Genomic DNA, 22,887 nt, shown 5'->3' with positions numbered 1-22,887 from the left:
GGGGAGAAGGAAGAGAATTGCCCAGTGGATGGATGGGTGACAGAGGTCCATGATTTAATCGGACCTACCCGATTTCCAGATAGTCCGGACCAGGCAGTCTCGGGAACGGCGCCGTCGGCAGCGTCTGGTACCAGAACGCGACCGAGGCGATGTCGTCCTGCAGCGGGAGATATTTCGATTCCTTGACGCCGGGCAGCCAGCCCAGCGCCTGGATGGTCACGCGGAGGTCGCTCTGGAAGCGGACCGGATCGGGGATGTGCCAGCGGTACAGGCCGAACCGCTGCTGCGATTTGTAGACGCCGTCCGGCCTGATCACCTGCGGCAGGCCGGCATAAGGCGTGGTGAACTCCACATAGCGGGATTGCCCTTGGCCGGCATGCGCGACATAGGGATCGAAATTGTAGGCCCCGCAGAAATAATCCTCGGTGCCGGTGCCGCAGATCGTCGGGAATTCGCCGTCGCCATCGATGAAGAACTTGATCTCGCCTTCACCCCACCAGCCGTTGTTGTTGACGCCCCAGGCCATGTAGGTGCCGACATAGTGGCCGCGGCCGCTGATGCCGTCGAGGATGGTGTAGACGTCCTTGTAGGGCAGCGGATTTGTGCGGCGGAACTGCGCATGGAAATAGGCGCAGTCCTCGGGTACCTCGGTCAGGGCGTAGTTGATCTGGTAGTAGACGGTCAGCGCCTCTTCGCTGCGGTTTTCCAGCGTGAGGCGTGCGCGCTTGCGGAACGGCATCTCCCAGTAGCAGTTGAAGGCCCGTCCCGGATTGACGCAGACCGCGAGCGACGACACCTGCGCAAATTCCTCCCAGCCGCAGGCGAAGAAATCGCCGGCCGGGCACTCCACGCTCGGCTGCGCCTGATCGTCCCAATACATGCGCAGGATGGAATGGCGCAGCCGCCCGCGCGCCAGCGTCATCCAGATCTGCTGGATCGCGCCCCGGCCCTCGATGTCCGCGAGCGTGAACGTCGCGCCGGGCTCGATCACGACATAGGGAGACACCTTCCAGCCTTGCCCGAGGTCGCGGGCCTGGCGCGCCGCCGGACCGTCGACGGACATGCCGCCCTTGCCTTTTTCACCGGTGAAATTCTCGGGGCTGATCGACCGCGTCTGCGCGTTCGACAGGTGGCTGAGATTGCCGAGATGCAGGCCCAATCCGGAAAACGCCATGATGTCCTCGACCAGGAGTTAGCGATCCCTGGATATATCGCTTCCGAATCTACCAAAAGATGAAGATGGATTACGCGACGCGATACGCTTTGAACTTCTCGCGCAGCGCCGATTTGAGCACCTTGCCGGTCCCGGTCATCGGGAATTCGTCGAGGAATTCGACCGCATCCGGCATCCACCAGCTCGCGATCCTGGGGCGCATGTGGTCGAGCAGGGTCTTGCCGTCGACGGTCGCGCCCTTCTTGCGGACGACGAGAAGGAGAGGGCGTTCCTGCCATTTCTCGTGCGCAATGGCGACGACGGCGGCCTGCAGAACGTCGGGGTGGGACAGCGCGATGTCCTCGAGCTGGATCGAGGAGATCCATTCGCCGCCCGACTTGATCACGTCCTTGGAGCGGTCGGTCAGCGTGACGTGGCCCTGCGGATCGATCACGGCCATATCGCCGGTGATCAACCAGCCGTCGCGATCGAGGCCCTCCTCTAACTTCATGTAGCCGGAGGCAACCCATGGACCACGGGCGCGCAAGTGCCCAACGGTCTTGCCGTCACGCGGCAGCTCGACGCCGGCATCATCGACGATGCGCAAGGTCGTGCCGAAGCAGGCGCGGCCGGAGACCTGACGCCGGTCGAAGAAGTCGGCTTCGCTGAGATGCTCCGATCCTGGTCTCAAGCCGGGCATCGAGCAGCCCAGCGCCTCCGTCATGCCCCAGGCCTGGACGTAATCGACGGCGTAGTTGCGCTTGAGCTTCTCGACCATCGCGCGCGGCGGCGCCGAGCCCGATGACAACGTTGCGCGCAGCGTCGAGAATTTGTTGCCGGTGCGGCCGAGCCAGTCGAGCAGGATCAACCAGAAGCTCGGCACGCCGGCCGAAAGCGTCACCTTCTCGCCTTCGAGCAGTTCATAGAGCTTGTCGGGCTCGTAATTGCGGCCGGGAAGCACCAGCTTCGAGCCGGTATAGGGCGCGGTGAACGGCATATTCCAGCCGTTGCCGTGGAACAGCGGGGCCATCGGCATCATTACCTCGCGCACGCCTTCGACATGTCCGGGCAGGAAGTCGAAATTGCAGCAGGTCATGGTCTGCAGGATCGCCGCGCGGTGCGAATAGATCACGCCCTTCGAATTGCCTGTCGTCCCCGAGGTGTAGCAGATGGTGGAGGCGGATTTTTCGTCGAACTCCGGCCAGGCAAAGCCGGTATCGCTCTCCTTTTCGAGCAGTTCCTCGTAGCAATGCACATTGGCGAGTTTGGTCTCCGGCATCCGCTCGCGCGAGGACATCACGACGAACGCCTCGACCGTCTTCAGTTGCGGCGAGATCGCCTCGACGATCGGCAATGTGGCACGGTCGATGAACAGCAGGCGATCTTCGGCGTGGTTGACGATGTAGACGAGCTGCTCGGGGAATAGCCGCGGATTGACCGTGTGCAGCACATAGCCCATGCCCGGCGCGGCGTAGAACATCTCGAAATGGCGATGCGTATTCCAGGCGAGCGTGCCGACGCGATCGCCTTGCTTCATGCCGAGCCGCGTCAGCGCCAGCGCCATGCGCTTGATGCGCGGATGTGCATCGGCATAAGTGTAACGATGGATGTCGCCTTCGATCTCGCGCGCGACGATTTCCGCTTCGCCGTGATAGTCGGCGGCATACTGGATCAGGCCGCTGATCAGGAGCGGCATGTCCATCATCAATCCCTGCATCGTCCCCTCCGTAGCAGCCACGTCGTTGCGTGGCATAAGCTGTGATTTGTGCGAAAGGTTAGCGCAACGTCGCGCGACGTCCACGCAAAAAGCGATCGGCGCGATTGCATGCGTCACTTTTTCGAGGCTAAGTGGCACCAGCTCCCGGCGAAGCAGCGGGCCGCGGTGGAGGAATCGATGTCAGCGGAAAGACACAAGACCGGAGCAGCCGGCGTACCTACGGTCGACATCCAGGCACTGCGTGCGCGCTATCGCGACGAGCGTGACCTGCGCCTGCGCTCCGAAGGCAAGGCGCAATATGTCGAGGCATCAGGCGACTTCGCTCGCTATCTCGACGACCCCTGGGCCGATGCCGGGTTTACGCGCGAGCCCTTGAGCGAAGAGACCGAAGTGCTCGTCGTCGGCGGCGGCTTCGGTGGTCTTTTGTGTGGCGCGCGTCTGCGGTCGGCGGGTATCAACGATTTCCGCATCGTGGAAAAGGCCGCCGATTTCGGCGGCACCTGGTACTGGAATCGCTATCCCGGCGCTGCCTGCGATACCGAGAGCTACATCTACCTGCCGCTGCTGGAAGAGACCGGCTACATGCCGGTGCGCAAATATGCGCGAGCCCCGGAGATCTACGAGCACTCGCGCCGCATCGGCCGCCACTTCGATCTGTACGAGCGTGCGCTGTTTCAGACCGTCATCTCGCGCATGACATGGCAGGAGCAGGAGGGGCGCTGGCTGGTCGAGACCGATCGCGGCGATCGCATCCGCGCGCGCTTCGTCATTCTCGCTGGAGGTCCGCTGAGCCGGCCGAAGCTGCCGGGCATTCCCGGCATCGAAAGCTTCAGGGGGCACAGCTTCCACACCAGCCGATGGGACTATGCTTACACCGGCGGCAGTGCGGAGGGCGGTCTCGACGGTCTCGCCGACAAGCGCGTCGGCATCATCGGCACCGGCGCCACGTCAGTGCAATGCGTGCCGCATCTCGGCCGTTCGGCGAAAGAGCTCTACGTGTTCCAGCGCACGCCGTCCGCGATCGGTGTGCGCGCCGACCGCCCGACGGATCGCGCCTGGGCGGAAAGCCTGAAGCCGGGCTGGCAGCGCGAGCGCATGGACAATTTCACCGCGGTGATCTCAGGCGAACCGTTCGAGCAGGATCTGGTGCAGGACGGCTGGACCGGCCTGCTCGGCGAGATCCTACTGGCGCCGCGCCGTCAGCCCCAACCAGTGACCTCGATGGAAGAGGCGTTGAAGGTGATCGAGCAGGCCGACTATCGCAAGATGGAGGAGATCCGCGCCCGCGTCGATGCGATCGTGAAGGATGAGGCGGCCGCAGCGGCGCTCAAACCCTGGTACAAGGCGTTCTGCAAGCGGCCGTGTTTCCACGACGAATATCTCGACACGTTCAACCGTCCCAACGTGCATCTCGTCGACACCAAGGGCAGAGGCGTCGAGCGCATCACCGAGAATGCGGTCGTCGCTGGCGGCAAGGCCCATGAGCTCGACTGCCTGATCTACGCCAGCGGTTTCGAGGTGGGCACCGACTATGCGCGCCGCATGGGCTTCGAGGTCTATGGGCGGGACGGTGTCAGCCTGTCCGAGCGCTGGCGCGACGGCGTCAAGACGATGCACGGCTTCTACAGCCGCGGCTTCCCGAACTGCTTCCTGATCGTGACGGTGCAGGCCGGCCAGAGCGCGAATTTCCCGCACATCATCGACGAGCAATCGCAGCACATCGCTTATGTGATCGCAGAGGCGCGCAAGCGCGGCGCAAGGACGTTGGAGCCGACGCTCGCGGCCGAGAACGCCTGGGTCGATGAGGTGGTGAAGGCCGCGGTCGGCCGCCAGACTTATCTCGCCGAATGCACGCCCGGCTATTACAACAATGAGGGCGTGTTCGATCCGGTCGCGGCGCGCAACAGCCAGTACTGGCGGGGGCCGATGGCGTTTCTCCGGCTGCTCGCCACCTGGCGGAAGGAGGGCAATCTGGACGGGCTGGAATTGAGCTATGGCGCCGACGCGAACAGCCAGGGGGCTCCGCTCTCGGCATGAACGGCATGATCCCGGCTCCGACGGGGGCGACCCGGCTTTACGTCATCGTCGGCGAGCCCATCGCGCAGGTGCGCTCGCCCGCGGGCGTTTCCGCGGAATTCTCTGCGCGCGGCCATGACGGCATCCTCGTCCCGGTTCAGGTTGCGACCGACGATCTCCATGATTTTCTCTCAGTGGCGAGCCGGTTGAAAAATCTCGACGGCATCGTGGTGACCATCCCGCACAAATTTGCCTGCTACCAGGCCTGCGCCAGCGCGAGCGATCGTGCGCACTTCCTGCGCACTGCGAATCTGATGCGCCGCCGCACCGATGGTTCGTGGCACGGCGACATGGTGGACGGTCTTGGCTTCGTCGGCGCCGCGCGCGCGAATGGAATTGATCCCCGGGGCATGCGGGCACTTCTCGTCGGTGCGGGTGGGGCAGGCTCGGCCATTGCGCTGGCCCTGGTCGAGGCCGGCGTCAGGGAGCTCGCGATTCACGACAGCGCAAGCGAGCGCCGCGACGCACTGATCGACCGGCTCAACGGGCTCGGCAAAGCGCCCGTGCGGGCGGGTACATCCGATCCCGCAGGCTTCGATTTCGTCGCCAATGCCACGCCGGCCGGCATGAAGGCTGGCGATCCGCTGCCGGTCGACGTCATCAGGCTGGCGCCGTCGGCCTATTGCGGCTGCGTCATCACCAAGCCGGAGATCTCGCCCTTCATCGCGGCAGCCCGCAAGCTCGGCTGCGTCACCGCGACCGGCACCGACATGTACCGGCAGCACCAGGGCATCATGGTGGATTTCCTGCCCGGAACCGACGGCGGACGATAAGCCTTTGATTCATGTCAAGCGCATTGCTTGCATTGATTGCACCGGTCGGGGCTTGAGCTGATACGGCTGACGTAGGATCATGGCCGTGCGCGAGCCGGTCGCGCAATTTGAGAAAAGGATACGCAGGAATGATCGAGGGCAAGGCCGTTGCGACGGCGATGATCGGCGCGGCCGCGCTGCTGTTGTTCCTGGCTCCCTCGGCCATGGCTGCGCAATGCGGCAACGGCCCCGGCGGCTTCGAGGCCTGGAAGCGCGAGTTCAGCGCGGAGGCGCAGGGCAAGGGCATCGGCCAGACCGCGATCTCGGCGCTGATGCAGACCAATTACGCCAGCGCGACGATCAATGCCGACCGCAGCCAGCACAGTTTTTCGCTGTCGCTCGACCAATTCCTGGCCAAGCGCGGCGCGACCACAATCGTCGCGCGCGGCCGCTCGCTGAAGCAGTCGCAGGCAGCGATGTTTGCCTCGATCGAGCAGCGTTACGGCGTGCCGCCGGGGCCGCTGATCGCAATCTGGGGCATGGAAACCGGTTTCGGCAGCCAGCGCGGCAACCAGAACATGCTCTCGTCGATCGCAACGCTCGCCTACGACTGCCGTCGCCCCGAATTCTTTACCGAGCAGCTCTATGCAGCGCTGAAGCTGGTCGACCGCGGCATGCTGTCCGGATCGACGCGCGGCTCCATGCACGGCGAGGTCGGGCAGACCCAGTTCATGCCCAAGAACATCCTGGCCTATGGCACCGGCAATCTCGACGTCGCCGCCAACGCGTTGAGCTCGACTGCGAATTTCCTCAAGGCCAATGGCTGGCGTGCGGGAGCCGGTTACCAGCCGGGCGAACCGAATTTCGCCGCCATCCAGGCGTGGAATGCGGCCGGCGTCTACCAGAAAGCCATCGCGCTGATGGGCCGGCAGATCGACGGGGTGGCGGGGCAGCGGCCGTGCGTTGAGTGCTCCGCAAGGCGTGACTGGACGTCTTGGAGAGAAAGTTGTTGCTTTCGGGAACTGACGGCACGAGGTTTGCTTTGATCAAGTTCAGGGCTGGGCATGAGGAGACTCAACATGGCTACCCAGATCGTGATGGATCATACCGGCGATACACGCCACGAGTTTGATCCCGAAAATGCCGAAGCGTTGGCGCGGGCCGAACAACGCTTTCGGGAATTGACCGGCGCGGGGTTTACCGCGGCGTACCGGACCGGGCCCGGCGAAGTCACGCGTATCAAATCGTTCGATCCGACCGCGCACGAAACGCTGTTCTATCCCCGCCTGGTCGGCGGTTGATCTGAACGGCCCATGATCGCGGTCTTCAGGCTTCGCGCGCCCGCGCGGGCGCGTCTGCACGCGCTCCGCGAGCTCTACCGGCGTTTCTTCGGCGAGAATACGCCCGAGGCGCGGGGAAGGCGGCTATTGGCTGAATGGCTGTCCGAGGAGCAGCGCGCTCAATTCGAGCAGCATCGGCACTTCGACGTCATCGGCTGCGACAGCGGCAAGCGTTATCGCATCCACTACGGCACGGCCGCCAATGTCCACGAGGTCGACGCGTCGGGCAATGCAACGATGGGGTGGTGCTTCGTGCCGTCGGGCTTCCTGGTGCCCGGCGACGTGATGCTGGCGCAGAAGATCGCGCTGGAGACGGACGAGAAGGGGGCCCTGGCGCTCGCCAACCGGTTTCCGCCGGCAACGCATTCGGAGCACTTCTACCGGCGGCCATTCTAGCCGCGCCGCCGTCGCTTCCGGTCAGGAATGGGTGGTGCGATAGGCGTCCAGCGCATGCGCCGCGAAGACGGCGATGCTGCACAGAGCGAGGAGAACGGAGATCATCTCGATCATGTCTCGTCCTCCCCAAGCGGCTGGGCGACGAGATGCTGGCAGCAGGCATATTCGCTAATCAGGTCGAGGAAGAATTGCATGACGCACGTCCCTGTATGATTTTGACGGTTAGATAACCGAGCGACTGTTTCAGGCGTGTTTCGTTGAGACGGGAAAGGGGTTTCGCGGGGAACCGGGAGCTGGCCTGCGGGCGGCCGAACCGCTACATCCCCACGACCGATCCACCCTTTGGTCGCGCGCGTTGCGTGCGCGGCATGTCACATTTCGAGGCAAAATCATGGCCCAGGTCGCCTGGTTCGACGATCTCACCGTCGGTATGCGCTTCAAATCCCCCGAGGTCGTGGTCAGCGAAGCCGACATCAAGCGGTTTGCCGCCGAGTTCGACCCGCAGCCGATGCATCTCGACCACGAGGCCGCCAAGGACACCCTGTTCAAGGGCCTGGCCGCCTCCGGTTGGCACACCGCGGCGATCGCCATGAACCTTGCGATCCAGACCCGGCCCTTCGGGCCGCACCCGCTGATCGGAGCCGGCGTCGACGGGTTGCGCTGGACCATTCCGGTGCGGCCGAACGACCGGCTGCATCTGGTCGGCGAGGTCATGAGCCTGACGCCGTCAAAGTCGAAGCCGCAAGGCATCGCGCTGGTGAAATGGACGATGTTCAATCAGGACGGCGAGGAGGTTTACACCTTCACCCCGATCGCGATCGTGCCGCGGCAGGCGTAGCGGGCGAGCCTTCGCCGACGGCTGCGTCGCGCCGGCCCTTGCGGCTTTCCGGGAGAGATGGTCAGCTTGGCGTGGGGAAAACGCTGGAGGCTGACATGAAACGGATCTTTCTTGCCACTGCACTCTTCGCAGGCGCCTTGAGTGCCGCACCCGCGGTCGCGCAACAATCCAAGGTCGGTGACTGGACCATCGAGAAACGCAGCCAGGACACCCATTGCAACGCCAGCCGCGGCTACAAGGACAAGGACGACGAGAACCGCGACTACGTCATCGTCATCACCTATTCGGACAAGGCCATCGTGATCGTGATGATCTATGACGGCTGGGAGTGGGACAAGGTCGGCGAGATCCTGCGCGCCGACGTCGGCACCGATGATGCCGACATCATGTCGAAGGCGAAGTGGGAGGTCATGGACAAGACCACGGTGCGCGGCATCTTCGAATTCGACCAGTCCATCATGGACCGCCTGTCGAAAGCCAAGCGTCTGACGCTGGACTTCGAGGACGATGACGACGACAGCATCGAGATGCAGATCCCGCGCGCCGGCGAGGCGCTCGCAGCGCTGAAGTTCTGCGAGGAGAACCGGAAATAGATCGAGACGCGATCCGATCGTCCGCCCCCGCCGCGCGCAAATCCATTGCGTTCTGGCGTGGTGAGCGCACCTCCGTCAGAGGTGGCCCAACTTCGCAAATGGATCCACAAGAGGACTCTTTCCGCGAGTGCTGGCGGTACTGTTTCAAGGCCCGGCGGTGCCATTTCGTTTGGCGACACCTCGCTCGATGAAGTTTGCTGCATCCTCAGCCGACATGTCCTGACCGTAAAGCATCCGCACCGCCGGGCTTAACCGCTCGGCAAAGATGACGACCAGCACATTATTGCCGGTGACCTCCTGCTGTCCCATCTGTTCGGCGTGCGCCTCCGCGCGCTGCATTACGCGCTGAAACGCTGCGGTGGGACGAGATCCACCGATCGATTTGCCAGTTTTGACAACGATGGGTCGCAAATCATTGTCAATGTAGTCGGTCAGGCCTTTCTTGAGTGCCGTAAGATCGACACTGCAAGCCTGCATAACCTTTGACGCGTTCGGATCATCCGTCAGCGCGAGCAGCAGATGCTCACACGTCGTGTACTGATGCTTTCGCGCGTCGCCATGAGCAAGAGCGCGCTGCAAGGTGCGTTCCAGTTCGCTGGAGAAACGAGGCACCCGGGGCCTGATCCCTGCATCGATTGTGGCGGGTGATGGCGTTGCCGCTTCGGCCCGAGGCGTGCTGACCTCGTCGCGAATTGTAGCAGCAAGCGTGTTCCAGTCCGCAGCGCCAAACGCCTTGGCGATCAGTTCTAGGCTTTGGCTATTGGTGATCTTCAGGCCGTGATCGCCGAGGAAGACCCGGGCCGTGTGGGCCATGGTCTTTGCGTCGCGATAGTCGCGCATGATCTTTCATCCTTTGCTTGAACGAAGCCGAGGCGCCAGGCGCTTGCGTTGCTGACCCGTTCGTTCGGGCAAAGGGCTTAGAAAGATCGATGATACGTTCACCACCCCCAGTGGGGCGCAAGCGGCAGGTCGTATCCACCTCAAGCAATAATGATCGTGATGCAACCTGCTGTCAATTGCCCCTGACGAGATGGATCGTGTAGGTCATGGGCTGCCCTTGGCACTGACACCGTTTGTAGCTGTACTGCTGCCACGAACCAGTACGGTCAGTTGCAGACTTCCACAGTGGCAGGTTGGGAAGTACCGTAAGAGCGGGCTTTAATTTCCAACCTACAGCCCTTTGCAACCGGACGACATCCTGCCATGCCGCAAATCATTTGCCCCGAAGCTTGCGGCTTCGACGGCGCAGACTCCGCATCCTTCCGCTCTACATCGCGCTTTGGCTTGGACTCTTCACGATTCGCCAGCGGTCTTTTCTCCCCTATCTTTTCGCAATCGTTGTCGTCATTGATCCGATAACCCGAGCGACAGGTAATCTTCACGCAGCGTTCGCCGTCCGCCCGCAAACCGTGTTCGCAAACCAGCGGGCAGATCCGCGAGGTCTTCGCCTTGACGGCATCCAGCGCATCGGCGCTTGCGGTCTTGACCTCCAGCTTGGTTCCCGCGTGTTTGTTGAACAGCTCGAGCGCTCGCTGCGAGGCCGCGTTCCAGTTGCCATCCACCGGCTCAGTGTTGCAACCAACCCGGCGCAGTTCGGACTGCAAAGCACGCGACAGATCGGGCACCGACAACGACGCCGGTTTGTCATCCGCCGGTGCAAGGGCCGCGACCTTCTCTTCGGTCACCTTCAGTTCGGCCTCTGTTTTTTCGTCGGGGGCAGTTTTTTCCGCCTTCGCCGCGCTGGAACTCTCCGCCTCAGCCTCGCCTTTGGCCGCCTTTGGAGCCTCAGCGGCTTTCGCTTCCTCCGCGGCCTTGGCCTGAGCCGCCGCTTTAATGCGTTCGGCCTCCGCTACTTTTTCTTCTTGCGCCTTCTTGGTGAGTTCAGCGGTAATCCTCTCTTGTTCGGCCACCTTGGCTTGCTGGGCCGCCTTGGCTTGCTCGACCTGCTTTGCACCCTCGGCTGCAAGCCTGGCCTTTTCCTCTTGCGCCGCCTTCGCTTTCTCGGTGGCGGCGACGCGCGCCTCTTCTGCCGCCAGCCTGTCACGCTGCGCTTTTGCGAGCGCGGTGTAGAAACCGAACGGATATTTCTCGATGAAGGCATCCCACACCGGCTTTGTACCGATCTGGAGCGCAAGCTCGTAGTTTCGCTGCATCGTGGCGTCACGGTCATCCGTCGTCGGCGAAGCCACTGGCTTTGCTGGAACGAGGGCAACATCATCGCCGCCTAGCGAGCCGTAAATGTATGGTTCCTGCGTGTAGCCAGTGTTCTTCAGGACATCGTCGCGGACGAAGCCGAACGCCTTGCGCAAGTCCAAACCCGGCGTCGGCAGTCGATCAACGAGTGCCGTGGCAAAGGGGCTATCTTTTGCATCGCCATCCGAAGCCGTAGACCCTGCCTTCGCTGCGAACGCGATCATAGTGTTAGGGCTTGTCGGCTCGACTTTCGCAAGACCGCGCCCGATTCCACGAGCAGCGATTGTTCGCTTCATGGTCTTAGCGAAGGGATTGTCGCGGCAGGCGTCCAGAATGATGAGCCTCAGCTGCTTCGCAGGCTCAACGGCGAAGAGAGCGCGGTCAAGCGCCACGGTCTCATCGAGTACGTCACTGTCGGTTTCGAGAGTTGCATCAGTCGGGATGAGGTAATTAGTCCCGTCGAATTCGATGCCGTGACCAGCGTAGTAAATGATGGCGACATCTGCTTCTCGCGCTCTCGCACCAAAGTCGCGCAGAGCCTTTCGCATCTCGATACCGTTGAGGTCGGTCTTGATGTAGACCCCCTCTAACCCGGCGTTCTTCAACATGCCACCAACCAGAGCGGCGTCGTTCACCGGGTTACTTAGCTTGGGCACATTCTTGTAAGCGGAATTGCCGATGACCAGCGCAACTCGGCGCTCGGCTTGAGCCGATGTGCAGGCCAACCAGAAGGAACAAAAGATCAATGCGAGTAGTCGAACCGCGCCCATTGCCGCCCCTGTTGCAACGTGGTCCAAAACTAGTCGGAACATTCGAGAAGGCAAGCGACGGGTCTGTGACCATCGTCACGCAGGAACCCGCTTCGGGTTAAATGCGAAGAGTCCAGGTTCAGCAAATCTGGTCCGCTCGGGCGCGATGAGCGGACGTTCGGCAGACGAGGCGCGAGCCTCCTCCCGGCAGCCAAAAGAATGCCACCGGGGCGTCATGCGCGCGTGTCGAGCGTAGCGGGTAATTCAAGACACCTCGCTCAGAACCGGCGCCGCCGCTTCCTCCGTCTTCAGCTCCTCGAGGCTGCGATGCCTGGGCTCGATGCCCAGAGCCCAGACCGTGATGATCTGAATCACTAGCAGCCCGATCATCAGCGCCATGACGCCGGCAACGCCGCGCGATTCAAACAGCGACACGACGAGGAACGGCGTAACGATGGTGGCGCCGCGCCCCAGCGTGTTGACGATGCCGGAGGCGCGCAGGCGAACCTCGGTCGGAAACAGCTCGGGGATGTAGATGCCGAACAGCAGCGCGACCAGGACGTAGATCGGCACGGTCAGCGCAAAGCCTACGGCCGGCAGCAGGATCGGATCCGAGATCATGGGATAGAGAATACCCAGCGCCACCGAGATCAGCGACGCGCCGATGATGGTCGGCTTGCGGCCCCAGCGGTCGGCCGTCAGCGCACCGATCGCCGAGCCGATCGGCGCACCCAGTGCCATCAGCAGGGAATAACCGAACGATGTCGCGATCGAGAGACCCTGCTTGACGAAGAACACCGGGAGCCAGGTGACGAAGCCGTAGAGCAGGGTGTTGATGGTGATGAGGCAGACCGCACCGACGATCATCCGCGACAGTAAGGGGGCAGCGAACAGTGTGCCGAGATCGGCCGCGACCGGGGCCGATGCCATGGCCACCGGCGCGGGCAAGGGCTGGCCTTGCGCCGCCTCCTTCTCGATGGCTTGCATCAGCGCTTCCGCCTCCGCGGTCCGTCCGACCGCTTCCAGCCAGCGCGGCGATTCCGGCAGCGACTTGCGCATGTACCAGACGACGAGCGCGCCGATGCCGCCGAGCACGAACATCGAGCGCCAGCCGAACTGCGGCACCAGCACGGATGCGACCAACAGCGCGACGGGCAGACCGGTGACGACGCACACGGTGGTGAAGCCGAGCCATTTGCCGCGCGTGCGCGCGGGCACGAATTCCGTCATCGTCGAATAGCCGACGACGTTCTCCGCTCCGAGCCCGACGCCCATCACGAAGCGGCAGGCAATCAGGAAAGCCATGTTTGGCGCGAACGCGGCGGCCAGGGACGCGATGCCGAAAAGCAGCAAATTGAACTGATAGGTGAAGCGGCGTCCATAGCGGTCACCGAGAAAACCGGTGCCGAATGATCCCAGCATCATGCCGACGAAGGTCGCGGAGATGAAAACCGCGTTCTGGGCGAGGGTCGAAAAGCCCGTCTTCAGCGTCACGCTCAGCACGGTCCCGGCGATATAGATGTCGAAACCGTCGAAGAACATGCCGATGCCGATCAGCATCATGATGCGACGATGGAATGGCCCGATCGGCAGCCGATCCAGACGGCCGCCCGCGTTCACCGATGTCGACATATACGCTCTCCCTTGACTGCTATTCTTGATGACGCGGCCCGCCTTCTCTGAGCGATTGGCCGCCTGTCGTTCTCTAGTTCAGCCGCTTCTGGCTGGCCGTGTCGCGATACCAGTCGAACGGCTGCTCGTGCGTCGCGACCATCACGCTCTTGGTGTTGAAGTGGTCGTCGAAACTTTCCGTGCCGCATTCGCGGCCGATGCCGGAATCATCGACGCCGCCCCAGGGCGAGGCCGGATCGAGCCGGTGGTGATCGTTGACCCAGACGATGCCGGCCTTGACGGAGGCGGCGACACGGTGGGCGCGCGCGACGTCGCGGGTGCGGATCGCGGCAGCAAGGCCGAAGGGCGAGTCGTTGGCCAGCCGCAGCGCATCGGCTTCGTCCTTGAACGGCGTCACCGAGGTGAAGGGACCGAACACTTCCTCCTGGAAGATGCGCATGTCGGAGCTGACGTCGGCGAAAACCGTCGGCTCGACGAAATAGCCGTTCTCGTGCCCCGGCACCTTGGCGGCCACGCCGCCGGTCACGAGACGTGCGCCGTCTTGGTGACCGTAGCCGGAATAGGTGAGAACGCGGTCGCGCTGCCGCGCCGAGATCACGGGGCCGAGCTGGGTGCTCGCATCGAAGGGATCGCCGATGCGGATGGTGCGGGTCTTGGCCTTCAGCTTCTCGACGAATTCGTCGTAGATCGAGGCCTGCACGATGTGGCGCGAGGCGCAGACGCAGGTTTGTCCGGCGCCGATGAAGGCGCCGAACGCTGCGTAATTGACGGCGCGGTCGACGTCGAAATCGTCGAACACCATCACCGGCGTCTTGCCGCCGAGCTCCATGGTCTGATGCGCAAACACCTTGGCGGCCGCGCTGCCGGCGATGCGGCCGGCCTCGGTGCCGCCGGTCAAAACCAGCTTGTTGATGTCGCCATGCTCGGCGAGCATCTTGCCGGCGCTCTGGCCGAGACCGAGAACGATATTGAAGACTCCCGGCGGCAGGCCGGCCTCGGTGAAGATTTGCGCGAGCTTCAAGGTCGTCAGCGGCGTGTATTCGGACGGCTTGACCACGGTGACGCAGCCGGTCGCCAGCACCACGGCGAGCGATTTGCACAGGATCATCAAAGGATGATTGAACGGCGTGCAATTGGCAACGATGCCGATGGGGGTACGGAGCGTGTAGTTGAGATAGGCGCCTTCGACGGGGATCACGGAATCGCGGCGCGACAGCGCGACGCCAGCAAAGTAACGGAAGAAATCGGGCAGGCGGGAGAGCTGGGCGCGGGTCTCGTTGATCGGGCGGCCGTTGTTGAGGGTCTCGAGCCGGTACAGACTGTCGAGATTGGCCTCGAAGGCATCGGCAAGCTTGTTGACCAGTCGGGCGCGTGCGCGCGTGTCCATGCCGCCCCAGGCCTTGCCTTCGAACGCGGCGCGCGCGCTTTTCATGGCGCGGTCGATGTCCGCCGCGGTCGAGTTGGGAATACGCGCGATCACATCGCCGGTCGCGGGATTGCGGACGTCCAGCATCGCGCCATTGCCGGCTTCGACCTCGCGGCCATCGATGAAATTGCCGTGGATTTCGACGCCGATCGAGGCGGGTTTCGACGGAACGTTCATGATGACCTCTCTTCGACGATGACGGCGTTGCGCTTGAGCGCCGGCAGGACGCGCTTCTCGGTGGCTCCGATATGGGCCTTGATGATGCGTGCCGCGGTTCGCGTTTCGCGGCTCTGCATGGCGTCGATCAGGGCGACGTGCTCGGCGACGAGCTTTGCCGGGTCGTGCCCCTTCAAATTGGAGATACTGACGCGGACCAGCCGATCGGCCTGGCCGATCAAATCGCACAGCGCGGTGGCCATGCGGCGATTGCCGGAGGCATGGGCCAGCGCGGTGTGGAAGCCCCTGTTGTAGGCGATGAAGTCCTCGTGGTTGCCCGAGAAGCGGCGAAACTCGTCGAGCGATTTCAAGACGCTGTCGGGCGCGCTTTCGATCGCCTCGGCGACGCAGGCCGGCTCCAGCGCAAGGCGGAAGCGCAGGAGGTCGCGGGCATCCGAGAGCGAGATCGGTGTGACCCGATAGCCCTGGCGCGGCTGCACCGTGACGAGGTGCTCGCGCTGCAGCCGCAAAAGGGCATCCCGCACCGGCTGCCGGCTCACCTCGTAGCGCTCGGCGAGGTCCTGCTCGCGCATTTCATCGCCTGGTGCAAGGCGACACGCTAAAATATCAGCTCTCAGAAGATCGTAGATATTCTCGCGCAAAAGCATGGTCTGGACGGCCTCCGTGCCCATAATCTCTCAGTCCTGATATTTCACGTCAAGGCCAAATGCTTGAATTCCCCGCGATTTGATTTATCAATCGAGCCGATGAGGCACGCGGGTCGCGCGTATTCCGACCGACGCAAGCTGGGAAAGACCGGACATGGACAGGCTTCTTGCCTTTGGAACCGTCAACGCCGCGCAGTCGGGCGAGGGGCCGCCGCTGTTTCTGTTTCACTCGCTATTGTCGGATCGTGCGAGCTTCGACGCGATCGCGCCGGAGCTTGCGACATCGTTTCGGACCATCGTGCCGGAGCTGCCCGGGTTCGGCCGTTCACGCACGGTCGAGGGCGGTCTTGCTGCGGTCGCGGACCGGATGGCTGAGGCAGTGCGGGACGCTGCGAACGGCGCGCCGGCGATCGTACTCGGCAACGGCTATGGCGGCTTCGTCGCCTTGCAGATGGCGATCCGGCATCCCCAAATCGCCGCCAGGCTCGTTCTCGCCGACAGCGGCGCTGCATTCTCCGAGCCCGGCCGCGAAGCGTTTCGCAACATGGCGAGGGTGTCGCGCGAGAAGGGGCTGGAGGCGATCACCGACGTCGCCATGCGACGCCTGTTCGCGCCGGAGTTTCAGGAGCAGCATCCTGAGCTGATGAAGGATCGTCGTGCAGCGTTCCTGCGGACGGATCCCGATGTCTTCCGTGCCGCGTGCGAGGCATTGGCCGGCCTCGATCTCCGCGCTGAACTCGCCACGGTGAAAGTTCCGGTCCTCGTTCTGGTCGGTGAGCATGATGAAGCGACCCCGCCGCCGATGTCGCACGAGCTCGCCGCCGGATTGCCGCATGCCAGGCTCGAGATCATTCCGGGCTGCGCGCACGTGCCGCAGCTGCAATCGCCGCGGCAGTTTCTCGATGCTCTCAAGGGCTTCGTGTTCTGATGGCGCGAGCGCCGCGCCCGCAACGGCGATGGCTTCCGGACAGTTAATGGCTCGGCGCGATCGCGCATTCGCGACGGGGGATCATGCCATCGTGCGCCTGTTTTGCCCGACGTGTCAAACCTCCCGTGTCGTCCGGGCACGTGGCGCGAACGCGCGAAATTCACCAGTGATTTCTACTGTGCATGGGGTTGTTTTCGCGTTTTCGACGGAGCGTCCTCACGCCGCGAGGCGTTCGAAGAACATCCGTGCGCATTGAAACGGTACCTCTAAGAATTTCTACACACAGTTGTGGCACGGTCCCGCGCGTCAAGACCCGCAACCCGCATCGTGTCTCATCGCGCGCACGAAAAGACGGGGCCCGCGGGCACTGTGGGGGCGTTGTCGATGACTGCACTTGCTTCGGACGCCGGTTGCGCGAAGCGGGGGATCGTGCCGATCCTGCTGTGCGTCGTACCGTTCAGCCAGATTCCACTTGATGCCTATACGCCGGGCCTGCCGCAGATGGTGGTGGATCTGGCAACCGACGCGGCGTCGATGCAGAACACCGTCACCGCCTACATGCTCGGCATGAGTCTCGCGCTGGTGCCTGTCGGCATCGCCTCCGACACGCTCGGCCGCCGCAACGTCCTGCTTGCGGGTCTTGCAATGCTCATCGCCATGAGCGTTGCCTGTGCGATGGCCACCAGCGCCTCGCTGCTGCTGGGCTTGCGGTTCCTCCAAGGCATCGGCGGCTGCACCTGTCTCGTGGTTGCCTATGCGGTTGCGGCCGACTGCTACCGCGGCCGCGAGCTGACCGCGATCTCCGGCCTGCTCGGCGCCGCCTGGGGCCTCGCACCGGTGCTTGCGCCGGCGGCCGGCGGCTTCATCGTCGACCTCACATCCTGGCGCGGCGTCTTCGTCATCATCGCCATCGCTGCGGCCATCGTCGCCACGATCGTCGTGTGCCTCCTACCCGAGACCTTGCCTGCGGATCGGCGCGCGCCGTTCGATCCGCGCCGCACCGCCGGCATCCTGCGCGACGCGCTGATGCGTCCGGGCTTCCTCGCCTTCGTGCTGGTCTTCGCGGCGGCAGCGAGCGCGCAGCTGGCGTTCGGCGTCGTCGCGCCGTTCTTCTACCAGAGCGGCCTCGGTTACTCCGCGGCCATCTACGGTCTCGTCGCGCTCGGCCTTGGCGGCGTCAATCTCGCCGGCGAGCTCGGCTGCGCGCATTTCGCGCAGCTCTTGCCGGCCCGGATGCTCGGTTTCGGCGCCTTCGCGCTGTTTCTCGCCGGCGCCGGCGTCCTGACCGTCACAGGCATGACGCTCGGCCTCGACTTCGTGTCGATCACATCAGGCGGCGCACTGGTGCTCGGCGGCTGCGGCGTGCTGTGCCCGATGATGTACGGCATGGGGCTCGGCCTGTTCGAGCGCGACCACGGCCTGATCGGCGGCCTCATCAGTGCGCTCTGCTATCTCGCGGTCAGCGGTGCCATGGCGATCGCCGCGGTGCTGCCCGAAGAGACACAGGCGCCGATCGGATTGCTCTATCTCGGCCTCTGCGCCGTCGCGGGCGTGCTGCTCGCGATCTCGTTGCCCGCAGCGCGCCAGGCCACACAGACACAAGAAGGAATCACATCATGACCACCGTCGGTATTCGCGGCACGTTCTTCGACTTCGTCGACGATCCCTGGAAGCACGTCGGCAACGAGCAGGCCGCAGCGCGCTTCCATCAGGACGGCCTCATGGTCGTCACCGACGGCGTCATCAAGGCGTTCGGTCCCTACGAGAAGATCGCGGCCGCGCATCCGGGCGTCGAGATCACGCACATCAAGGACCGCATCGTCGTTCCGGGCTTCATCGACGGTCACATCCATCTGCCGCAGACCCGCGTGCTAGGGGCCTATGGCGAGCAGCTGCTGCCCTGGCTGCAGAAGTGGGTCTATCCGGAAGAGCTCAAATACCGCGATCGCAACTACGCGCGCGAGGGCGTGAAGCGTTTCCTCGACGCGCTGCTCGCTTCCGGCACCACCACGTGCCAGGCGTTCACGAGCTCCTCGCCGGTCTCGACCGAAGAACTGTTCGAGGAAGCGGCCCGCCGCAACATGCGCGTCATCGCGGGCCTCACCGGCATCGATCGCAACGCGCCAGCCGATTTCATCGATACGCCCGAGAATTTCTATCGCGACAGCAAGCGGCTGATCGCGCAGTATCACAACAAGGGCCGCAATCTCTATGCCATCACGCCGCGCTTCGCCTTCGGTGCCTCGCCGGAACTGCTGAAGGCGTGCCAGCGTCTCAAGCACGAACATCCCGACTGCTGGGTCAACACCCACATTTCCGAGAACCCTGCCGAATGCAGCGGCGTGCTGGTCGAGCATCCCGACTGCCAGGACTATCTCGGCGTCTATGAGAAGTTCGACCTGGTCGGTCCAAAATTCTCCGGCGGCCACGGCGTCTACCTTTCCAACAACGAGTTTCGCCGCATGTCGAAGAAGGGCGCGGCGGTGGTGTTCTGTCCGTGCTCGAACCTGTTCCTCGGTAGCGGCCTGTTCCGCCTCGGCCGCGCCACCGATCCGGAGCATCGCGTGAAGATGTCGTTCGGCACCGACGTCGGCGGCGGCAACCGCTTCTCGATGATCTCCGTGCTCGACGATGCCTACAAGGTCGGCATGTGCAACAACACGCTGCTCGACGGCAGCATCGATCCCACGAGGAAGGATCTCGCCGAAGCCGAACGCAACAAGCTCTCGCCCTATCGCGGCTTCTGGTCGATCACGCTGGGCGGCGCCGAAGGACTCTATATCGACGACAAGCTCGGCAATTTCGAGCCGGGCAAGGAGGCGGATTTCGTCGCGCTCGACCCGAATGGCGGCCAGAGCGCGCAAGCGTGGCACCAGTCACTGATCGCCGATGGCGCCGGTCCGCGCACGATGGATGAGGCCGCGAGCATGCTGTTCGCCGTCATGATGGTCGGCGACGATCGCTGCGTCGACGAGACCTGGGTGATGGGCAAGCGTCTCTACAAGAAGAGCTAATGCGGACGCGATGAGCGGAACATCCGATAAGGCCGGCCAGCCGGTCGCCCTCGTCATCCAGCGCCGGATTGCGGACGAAGGCTTTGCCGCGTTCGCGCGCTGGAACGGCGAGGTCGGCGAGGTGCTCAAGTCATGGCCCGGCTTCCTCGGCCAGGAAGTGGTGCCGCCGCAGCCGCCCGCGCATGTGGATTGGGTGACGATCGTGCGCTTTGCAAGTCCGGCCGCTGCGCGCGCCTGGCTCCAGAGCGAGGTGCGGGCGAAGCTGATCGCGGAGGTGCAGCGCCATTTCGTCGGTTCGGAGGATGTCCATATCCTGCCCGATACCGGCGTCGAGCGCGACCGCGCCGTTTCCGCCGTCATCTCCTTCAAGGTGCCTGTCGGGTTGGAGGATGCCTTCCTCAAATGGCAGCAACGCATCCAGGCCGCCGAAGCCGAGTTCAAAGGGTTTTTGCGTCACAAGATCGAGCGGCCGATCCCCGGCCTGCATGACGAATGGATCGCCATCCTCTCGTTCGACAGCGATGCCAATCTCAATGCGTGGCTCGACTCGCCCTTGCGGCAGAAGCTGCTGAAGGAGGGCGCGCGCTTCAACGCCGGCATGAACGTGAAGCGTGCGAGCTATGGCTTCAATTTCTGGTTCCCGGCCGGCAAGGCCCAGGCACCGGAGCAAAGTGCGGGCTTGATCTGGAAGAGCAATCTCATCGTCCTCCTGGTGCTTTATCCCGTGGTCTATCTCTGGGGCACGTTCATCAGCAGGCCATTGATCGATAGCCACGGTGTGCCCATCTGGCTGTCGCTGTTCGTCGGCAATCTCGTGAGCACCCAGCTGCTCGGCTGGTGGCTCGTGCCAGCTGCCTTCAAGGCGCTCGATTGGTGGGTCACGCCGAAGGCCACGTTTGGTCGCCAGATCGCCGGCTATGCACTGCTTGTCGGGCTTTACGCCGCGTCAATGGGGCTATACGCACTGCTGCTCACGTGGCATTGGGGACGGTGAGGCCGTCTGGGGGCAGGCCTCGGCCGACCCGCTGGACAACCGACCACCATGTTCGCCCTGACGTTCCTTGGCACATCCGCAAGCGTTCCGTCTGCTGAGCGCAACCACCCCGCGCTTCTGCTGGAGGCCGGGGGCAAGCGCATGCTGATCGATTGTGGCGAAGGAACGCAGCGCCAATTGCTGCGGAGTGGCGCCGGCTTTCGGCGGCTCGATCGGATGCTGCTGACGCATGGTCATCTCGATCACGTGCTGGGCATTCCCGGTCTCTTCTCGACTCTGGGCCTGCGACAGGCGTCCGACGTGATGACCATCCATGGCGGCCCGGGGACGCTCGATATCGTGATCCGCATGCTCGCCGGACTCTGGGGCGAGGGGCGGGCGCCGATCTCCGTGCAGTTCGCGCCGCTGTCGGAAGGGCAGGCCGTCGACGCCGGCGACTTCACCATCGACTGCTTTCCGGTCCGTCATCGCGACACCGACAGCTTTGGGTTCTCATTCCAAAGCCCGGCGCGCCGCCATCTGTTGTCCGATCGCCTCTCAGCGCTTGATGTGCCCGATGGACCGCTGCGCGGCGAGCTGGCTGCAGGTCGGCCGATCAGCATTGAAGGCGGCCGGACGATCGATCCGGAGGACGTTCTGGGGCCGCCGAGCGGCGGCAAAAAGCTGGTCGTGATCGGCGACACCGAGACCACCGAGGGACTTTCGAGGCATGTCGCGGATGCCGATCTACTTGTGATCGAGGCGACGTTCCTGGATCGCGATGTGCCGACGGCGCGAGACTACGGCCATCTCACGGCAGCAGAGGCGGCCCGGTTCGCAGCCGCCAACAATGTCCGGCAGCTCGTGCTGACCCATCTCTCGGGTCGCTATGAGGACGACGAGATTCTGGCGGAGGCCGCAACGATCTTTCCGAGCGTCAGGATCGCTGCTGACCTGGATCGTATCGCTGTTTAGGCAGTGCGTTGCACGGCCATTAATCTTACCTGTCAAGGTTGACGCGACTTCATCGCCGCAACCGCGCGTCAGCGCGATATTTTCGGGGATCAGAAATCAGCTTGTATTGAGAGTACTTATGTCCCGTTCCGTTGAATTGATCGTTGAAGGCTATGTGAGATTGAACGATCGCGACGCGCTGGAAGGTATTTTGACCCATCGCCAGGACCTGCTGCGGCAATTGGTGGCCGTGACCGGTGTCGACCCCAAGCAGGCCATCGCGCAGGTCAGCGAGGAAATCACCATCATCGAGGCCGGTCTCGCGACGCTCGTCCCGGAATAGCCGCCGCCAAGATCGCGTCTCGGCAGGAGACGCGGTCAGCTCAACAGTCCCGACTTGATCGCGAGCTCCTGCACTTTGCCCGTCAGCTGCATCAACCTGGGCAGCGCCTGGTCGCGGAAGGTCGGCATGTCCATGCGCATCGCATCCACCGTGACACTCAGTCCGGCGATGACAGAACCCTGGGCGTCCAGGATCGGCGTCGCCAGCGTACGAAGACCATAGGCGTTCTCGCCGTCGGAGACGGCATGGCCTTTCTTCTTCACCTGGTCGAGCCGGGCGAGCAGGGCATCGAGATCGGTCAGCGTCCGCTCCGACAGCTTGACGCGGGGGCGTGACTCCAGCCGCCGGATCTGCTCCTCGCGCGGAAGGTGCGCCAGCATGGCATGACCCAGCGCCGCACTGTAGGCCGGGATGCGCGTGCCCGGCCGGCGATCCATTTTGTAGCGGTCGAGGCCCGCACTGACCCGTGCGAGATAAATCACGTCACCGTTATCGAGGATACCGAGCGAGGCGGCATCGCCGACCTCGGGCACGAGATCGCGCAGCAGCGGCTCGACGATGTTTCGTAATGATCCGTGCGACAGCACGGTGTAACCGAGGTCGAGGCAGGCAACGCCGAGACGGAACCGGCGGCTCTGCGGCACCGCCTGGAGATAGCCGAGCTCGATCAGGGTCTGGATCAGCCGGAACGCGGTGCCGCGGTCGAGATCGGCGCGCGCGGCAACTTCGCTCAATGTCAGCTCGAAGGCCTCGCTGGTGAAACTCCTGAGCACGGCAAAGGCCTTGCCGACGGAAGCGACGTAATTCTTTGGATTGTTCTTGGGATTGTCTTTGGGATTCTTGGGCTCGGGCGTTTTCGCAGCCGCTTCCGCTGCACGCTTCGCCGCCTTCTTTTCGACCTTGGCCATACTTGAATGCCCTGTCATGACAGCTACGGCCCTTGACGCCGCGGCAGCCTGCTCTTACCAACAGGACAGATTATAACA

Annotated in this window: 21 protein-coding genes; 13 read left to right on the top strand and 8 right to left on the bottom strand. The window is 63.6% G+C overall.

Annotated elements, in window-relative coordinates; genetic code table 11:
- Window positions 1-64 precede the first annotated feature (64 nt).
- Together XH91_RS21190 and XH91_RS21185 are read right to left on the bottom strand one after the other, a co-directional pair.
- Complete coding sequence (locus XH91_RS21190) at window positions 65-1,174, bottom strand: glycoside hydrolase family 172 protein (RefSeq protein WP_128952369.1); 1,110 nt, start codon at window positions 1,172-1,174, stop codon at window positions 65-67.
- Between the two features lie 70 nt (window positions 1,175-1,244).
- On the bottom strand, window positions 1,245-2,870 hold the full coding sequence (locus tag XH91_RS21185) for a long-chain fatty acid--CoA ligase (protein WP_128952368.1): 1,626 nt from the start codon (window positions 2,868-2,870) through the stop codon (window positions 1,245-1,247).
- A gap of 177 nt (window positions 2,871-3,047) precedes the next feature.
- Between XH91_RS21185 and XH91_RS21180 the strand changes: the two genes are divergently transcribed.
- The 7 genes from XH91_RS21180 to XH91_RS21150 all read left to right on the top strand — a co-directional run bounded on the left by XH91_RS21180 (window position 3,048) and on the right by XH91_RS21150 (window position 8,865).
- Window positions 3,048-4,907 carry a flavin-containing monooxygenase gene (locus XH91_RS21180; RefSeq protein ID WP_128952367.1) on the top strand — a complete coding sequence of 620 codons (1,860 nt, stop codon included), beginning with the start codon at window positions 3,048-3,050 and terminating at the stop codon, window positions 4,905-4,907.
- 5 nt (window positions 4,908-4,912) lie between these two features.
- Window positions 4,913-5,719, top strand: coding sequence for a shikimate dehydrogenase family protein (locus XH91_RS21175; protein ID WP_128954935.1), 807 nt, complete (start codon window positions 4,913-4,915; stop codon window positions 5,717-5,719).
- 128 nt (window positions 5,720-5,847) lie between these two features.
- Entirely contained in the window at window positions 5,848-6,744 is an 897-nt protein-coding gene (locus tag XH91_RS21170; RefSeq protein ID WP_128952366.1) for a lytic murein transglycosylase, read from the top strand.
- Between the two features lie 33 nt (window positions 6,745-6,777).
- Window positions 6,778-6,999: a hypothetical protein gene (locus XH91_RS21165; RefSeq protein ID WP_128952365.1), complete on the top strand. Its 222-nt coding sequence runs from the start codon at window positions 6,778-6,780 to the stop codon at window positions 6,997-6,999.
- Between the two features lie 12 nt (window positions 7,000-7,011).
- A complete protein-coding gene (locus tag XH91_RS21160) occupies window positions 7,012-7,434 on the top strand; it encodes a hypothetical protein (RefSeq protein WP_128952364.1) in 423 nt (140 codons plus the stop codon).
- A 391-nt stretch (window positions 7,435-7,825) separates the two neighbouring features.
- A complete protein-coding gene (locus tag XH91_RS21155) occupies window positions 7,826-8,272 on the top strand; it encodes a MaoC family dehydratase (protein WP_128952363.1) in 447 nt (148 codons plus the stop codon).
- Window positions 8,273-8,367: 95 nt separating this feature from the next.
- Entirely contained in the window at window positions 8,368-8,865 is a 498-nt protein-coding gene (locus XH91_RS21150) for a DUF2147 domain-containing protein (RefSeq protein WP_128952362.1), read from the top strand.
- A 144-nt stretch (window positions 8,866-9,009) separates the two neighbouring features.
- Here XH91_RS21150 and XH91_RS21145 read toward each other — a convergent pair whose 3' ends face one another.
- The 5 genes from XH91_RS21145 to XH91_RS21125 form a co-directional block, all read right to left on the bottom strand.
- A complete protein-coding gene (locus XH91_RS21145) occupies window positions 9,010-9,705 on the bottom strand; it encodes a Clp protease N-terminal domain-containing protein (RefSeq protein ID WP_128952361.1) in 696 nt (231 codons plus the stop codon).
- 266 nt (window positions 9,706-9,971) lie between these two features.
- A complete protein-coding gene (locus XH91_RS21140) occupies window positions 9,972-11,828 on the bottom strand; it encodes a caspase family protein (RefSeq protein ID WP_128952360.1) in 1,857 nt (618 codons plus the stop codon).
- 243 nt (window positions 11,829-12,071) lie between these two features.
- Window positions 12,072-13,439, bottom strand: a complete 1,368-nt coding sequence (locus XH91_RS21135; RefSeq protein WP_128952359.1) for an MFS transporter — start codon at window positions 13,437-13,439, stop codon at window positions 12,072-12,074.
- A gap of 73 nt (window positions 13,440-13,512) precedes the next feature.
- Entirely contained in the window at window positions 13,513-15,042 is a 1,530-nt protein-coding gene (locus XH91_RS21130) for an aldehyde dehydrogenase (RefSeq protein ID WP_128952358.1), read from the bottom strand.
- Entirely contained in the window at window positions 15,039-15,689 is a 651-nt protein-coding gene (locus XH91_RS21125; RefSeq protein WP_128954934.1) for a GntR family transcriptional regulator, read from the bottom strand. Before XH91_RS21125 ends, XH91_RS21130 begins: the two co-directional genes overlap by 4 nt.
- A 154-nt stretch (window positions 15,690-15,843) precedes the next feature.
- On the opposite strand from XH91_RS21125, the gene XH91_RS21120 reads away from it, so the two are divergent.
- From XH91_RS21120 to XH91_RS21095, 6 genes are all read left to right on the top strand, one after another.
- Window positions 15,844-16,617, top strand: a complete 774-nt coding sequence (locus XH91_RS21120; protein WP_128952357.1) for an alpha/beta fold hydrolase — start codon at window positions 15,844-15,846, stop codon at window positions 16,615-16,617.
- Window positions 16,618-17,001: 384 nt separating this feature from the next.
- Window positions 17,002-18,237 carry a multidrug effflux MFS transporter gene (locus XH91_RS21115; RefSeq protein WP_128952356.1) on the top strand — a complete coding sequence of 412 codons (1,236 nt, stop codon included), beginning with the start codon at window positions 17,002-17,004 and terminating at the stop codon, window positions 18,235-18,237.
- Window positions 18,234-19,631 (top strand): guanine deaminase, encoded by a 1,398-nt coding sequence (gene guaD, locus XH91_RS21110; RefSeq protein WP_128952355.1) that lies wholly within the window; start codon window positions 18,234-18,236, stop codon window positions 19,629-19,631. The genes XH91_RS21115 and guaD overlap by 4 nt, the downstream gene beginning before the upstream one ends.
- A gap of 10 nt (window positions 19,632-19,641) precedes the next feature.
- A complete protein-coding gene (locus tag XH91_RS21105) occupies window positions 19,642-20,625 on the top strand; it encodes an antibiotic biosynthesis monooxygenase (RefSeq protein WP_128952354.1) in 984 nt (327 codons plus the stop codon).
- Between the two features lie 48 nt (window positions 20,626-20,673).
- The gene (gene rnz / locus XH91_RS21100) at window positions 20,674-21,579 is read left to right on the top strand and encodes a ribonuclease Z (RefSeq protein ID WP_128952353.1); all 906 of its coding nucleotides are present in this window, start codon (window positions 20,674-20,676) and stop codon (window positions 21,577-21,579) included.
- A 118-nt stretch (window positions 21,580-21,697) separates the two neighbouring features.
- Entirely contained in the window at window positions 21,698-21,901 is a 204-nt protein-coding gene (locus XH91_RS21095) for a hypothetical protein (RefSeq protein ID WP_128952352.1), read from the top strand.
- Window positions 21,902-21,936: 35 nt separating this feature from the next.
- On the opposite strand, the gene XH91_RS21090 is transcribed toward XH91_RS21095, so the two are convergent.
- Window positions 21,937-22,809, bottom strand: a complete 873-nt coding sequence (locus XH91_RS21090; RefSeq protein ID WP_128952351.1) for an IclR family transcriptional regulator — start codon at window positions 22,807-22,809, stop codon at window positions 21,937-21,939.
- Between the last annotated feature and the right edge of the window lie 78 nt (window positions 22,810-22,887).

This window comes from Bradyrhizobium guangzhouense, assembly GCF_004114955.1.
Lineage (GTDB): Bacteria > Pseudomonadota > Alphaproteobacteria > Rhizobiales > Xanthobacteraceae > Bradyrhizobium > Bradyrhizobium guangzhouense.
The sequence above is the reverse complement of the archived record's forward strand: the minus strand, read 5'-3'. Positions and strand labels throughout refer to the sequence as shown.

Bases quoted from the DNA above. Each gene is read 5' to 3' on its own strand.
- XH91_RS21190 (WP_128952369.1), bottom strand. From the start codon at position 1,174: ATGGCGTTTTCCGGATTGGGCCTGCATCTCGGCAATCTCAGCCACCTG.
- XH91_RS21185 (WP_128952368.1), bottom strand. From the start codon at position 2,870: ATGCAGGGATTGATGATGGACATGCCGCTCCTGATCAGCGGCCTGATC.
- XH91_RS21180 (WP_128952367.1), top strand. From the start codon at position 3,048: ATGTCAGCGGAAAGACACAAGACCGGAGCAGCCGGCGTACCTACGGTC.
- XH91_RS21175 (WP_128954935.1), top strand. From the start codon at position 4,913: ATGATCCCGGCTCCGACGGGGGCGACCCGGCTTTACGTCATCGTCGGC.
- XH91_RS21170 (WP_128952366.1), top strand. From the start codon at position 5,848: ATGATCGAGGGCAAGGCCGTTGCGACGGCGATGATCGGCGCGGCCGCG.
- XH91_RS21165 (WP_128952365.1), top strand. From the start codon at position 6,778: ATGGCTACCCAGATCGTGATGGATCATACCGGCGATACACGCCACGAG.
- XH91_RS21160 (WP_128952364.1), top strand. From the start codon at position 7,012: ATGATCGCGGTCTTCAGGCTTCGCGCGCCCGCGCGGGCGCGTCTGCAC.
- XH91_RS21155 (WP_128952363.1), top strand. From the start codon at position 7,826: ATGGCCCAGGTCGCCTGGTTCGACGATCTCACCGTCGGTATGCGCTTC.
- XH91_RS21150 (WP_128952362.1), top strand. From the start codon at position 8,368: ATGAAACGGATCTTTCTTGCCACTGCACTCTTCGCAGGCGCCTTGAGT.
- XH91_RS21145 (WP_128952361.1), bottom strand. From the start codon at position 9,705: ATGCGCGACTATCGCGACGCAAAGACCATGGCCCACACGGCCCGGGTC.
- XH91_RS21140 (WP_128952360.1), bottom strand. From the start codon at position 11,828: ATGGGCGCGGTTCGACTACTCGCATTGATCTTTTGTTCCTTCTGGTTG.
- XH91_RS21135 (WP_128952359.1), bottom strand. From the start codon at position 13,439: ATGTCGACATCGGTGAACGCGGGCGGCCGTCTGGATCGGCTGCCGATC.
- XH91_RS21130 (WP_128952358.1), bottom strand. From the start codon at position 15,042: ATGAACGTTCCGTCGAAACCCGCCTCGATCGGCGTCGAAATCCACGGC.
- XH91_RS21125 (WP_128954934.1), bottom strand. From the start codon at position 15,689: ATGCTTTTGCGCGAGAATATCTACGATCTTCTGAGAGCTGATATTTTA.
- XH91_RS21120 (WP_128952357.1), top strand. From the start codon at position 15,844: ATGGACAGGCTTCTTGCCTTTGGAACCGTCAACGCCGCGCAGTCGGGC.
- XH91_RS21115 (WP_128952356.1), top strand. From the start codon at position 17,002: ATGACTGCACTTGCTTCGGACGCCGGTTGCGCGAAGCGGGGGATCGTG.
- guaD (WP_128952355.1), top strand. From the start codon at position 18,234: ATGACCACCGTCGGTATTCGCGGCACGTTCTTCGACTTCGTCGACGAT.
- XH91_RS21105 (WP_128952354.1), top strand. From the start codon at position 19,642: ATGAGCGGAACATCCGATAAGGCCGGCCAGCCGGTCGCCCTCGTCATC.
- rnz (WP_128952353.1), top strand. From the start codon at position 20,674: ATGTTCGCCCTGACGTTCCTTGGCACATCCGCAAGCGTTCCGTCTGCT.
- XH91_RS21095 (WP_128952352.1), top strand. From the start codon at position 21,698: ATGTCCCGTTCCGTTGAATTGATCGTTGAAGGCTATGTGAGATTGAAC.
- XH91_RS21090 (WP_128952351.1), bottom strand. From the start codon at position 22,809: ATGGCCAAGGTCGAAAAGAAGGCGGCGAAGCGTGCAGCGGAAGCGGCT.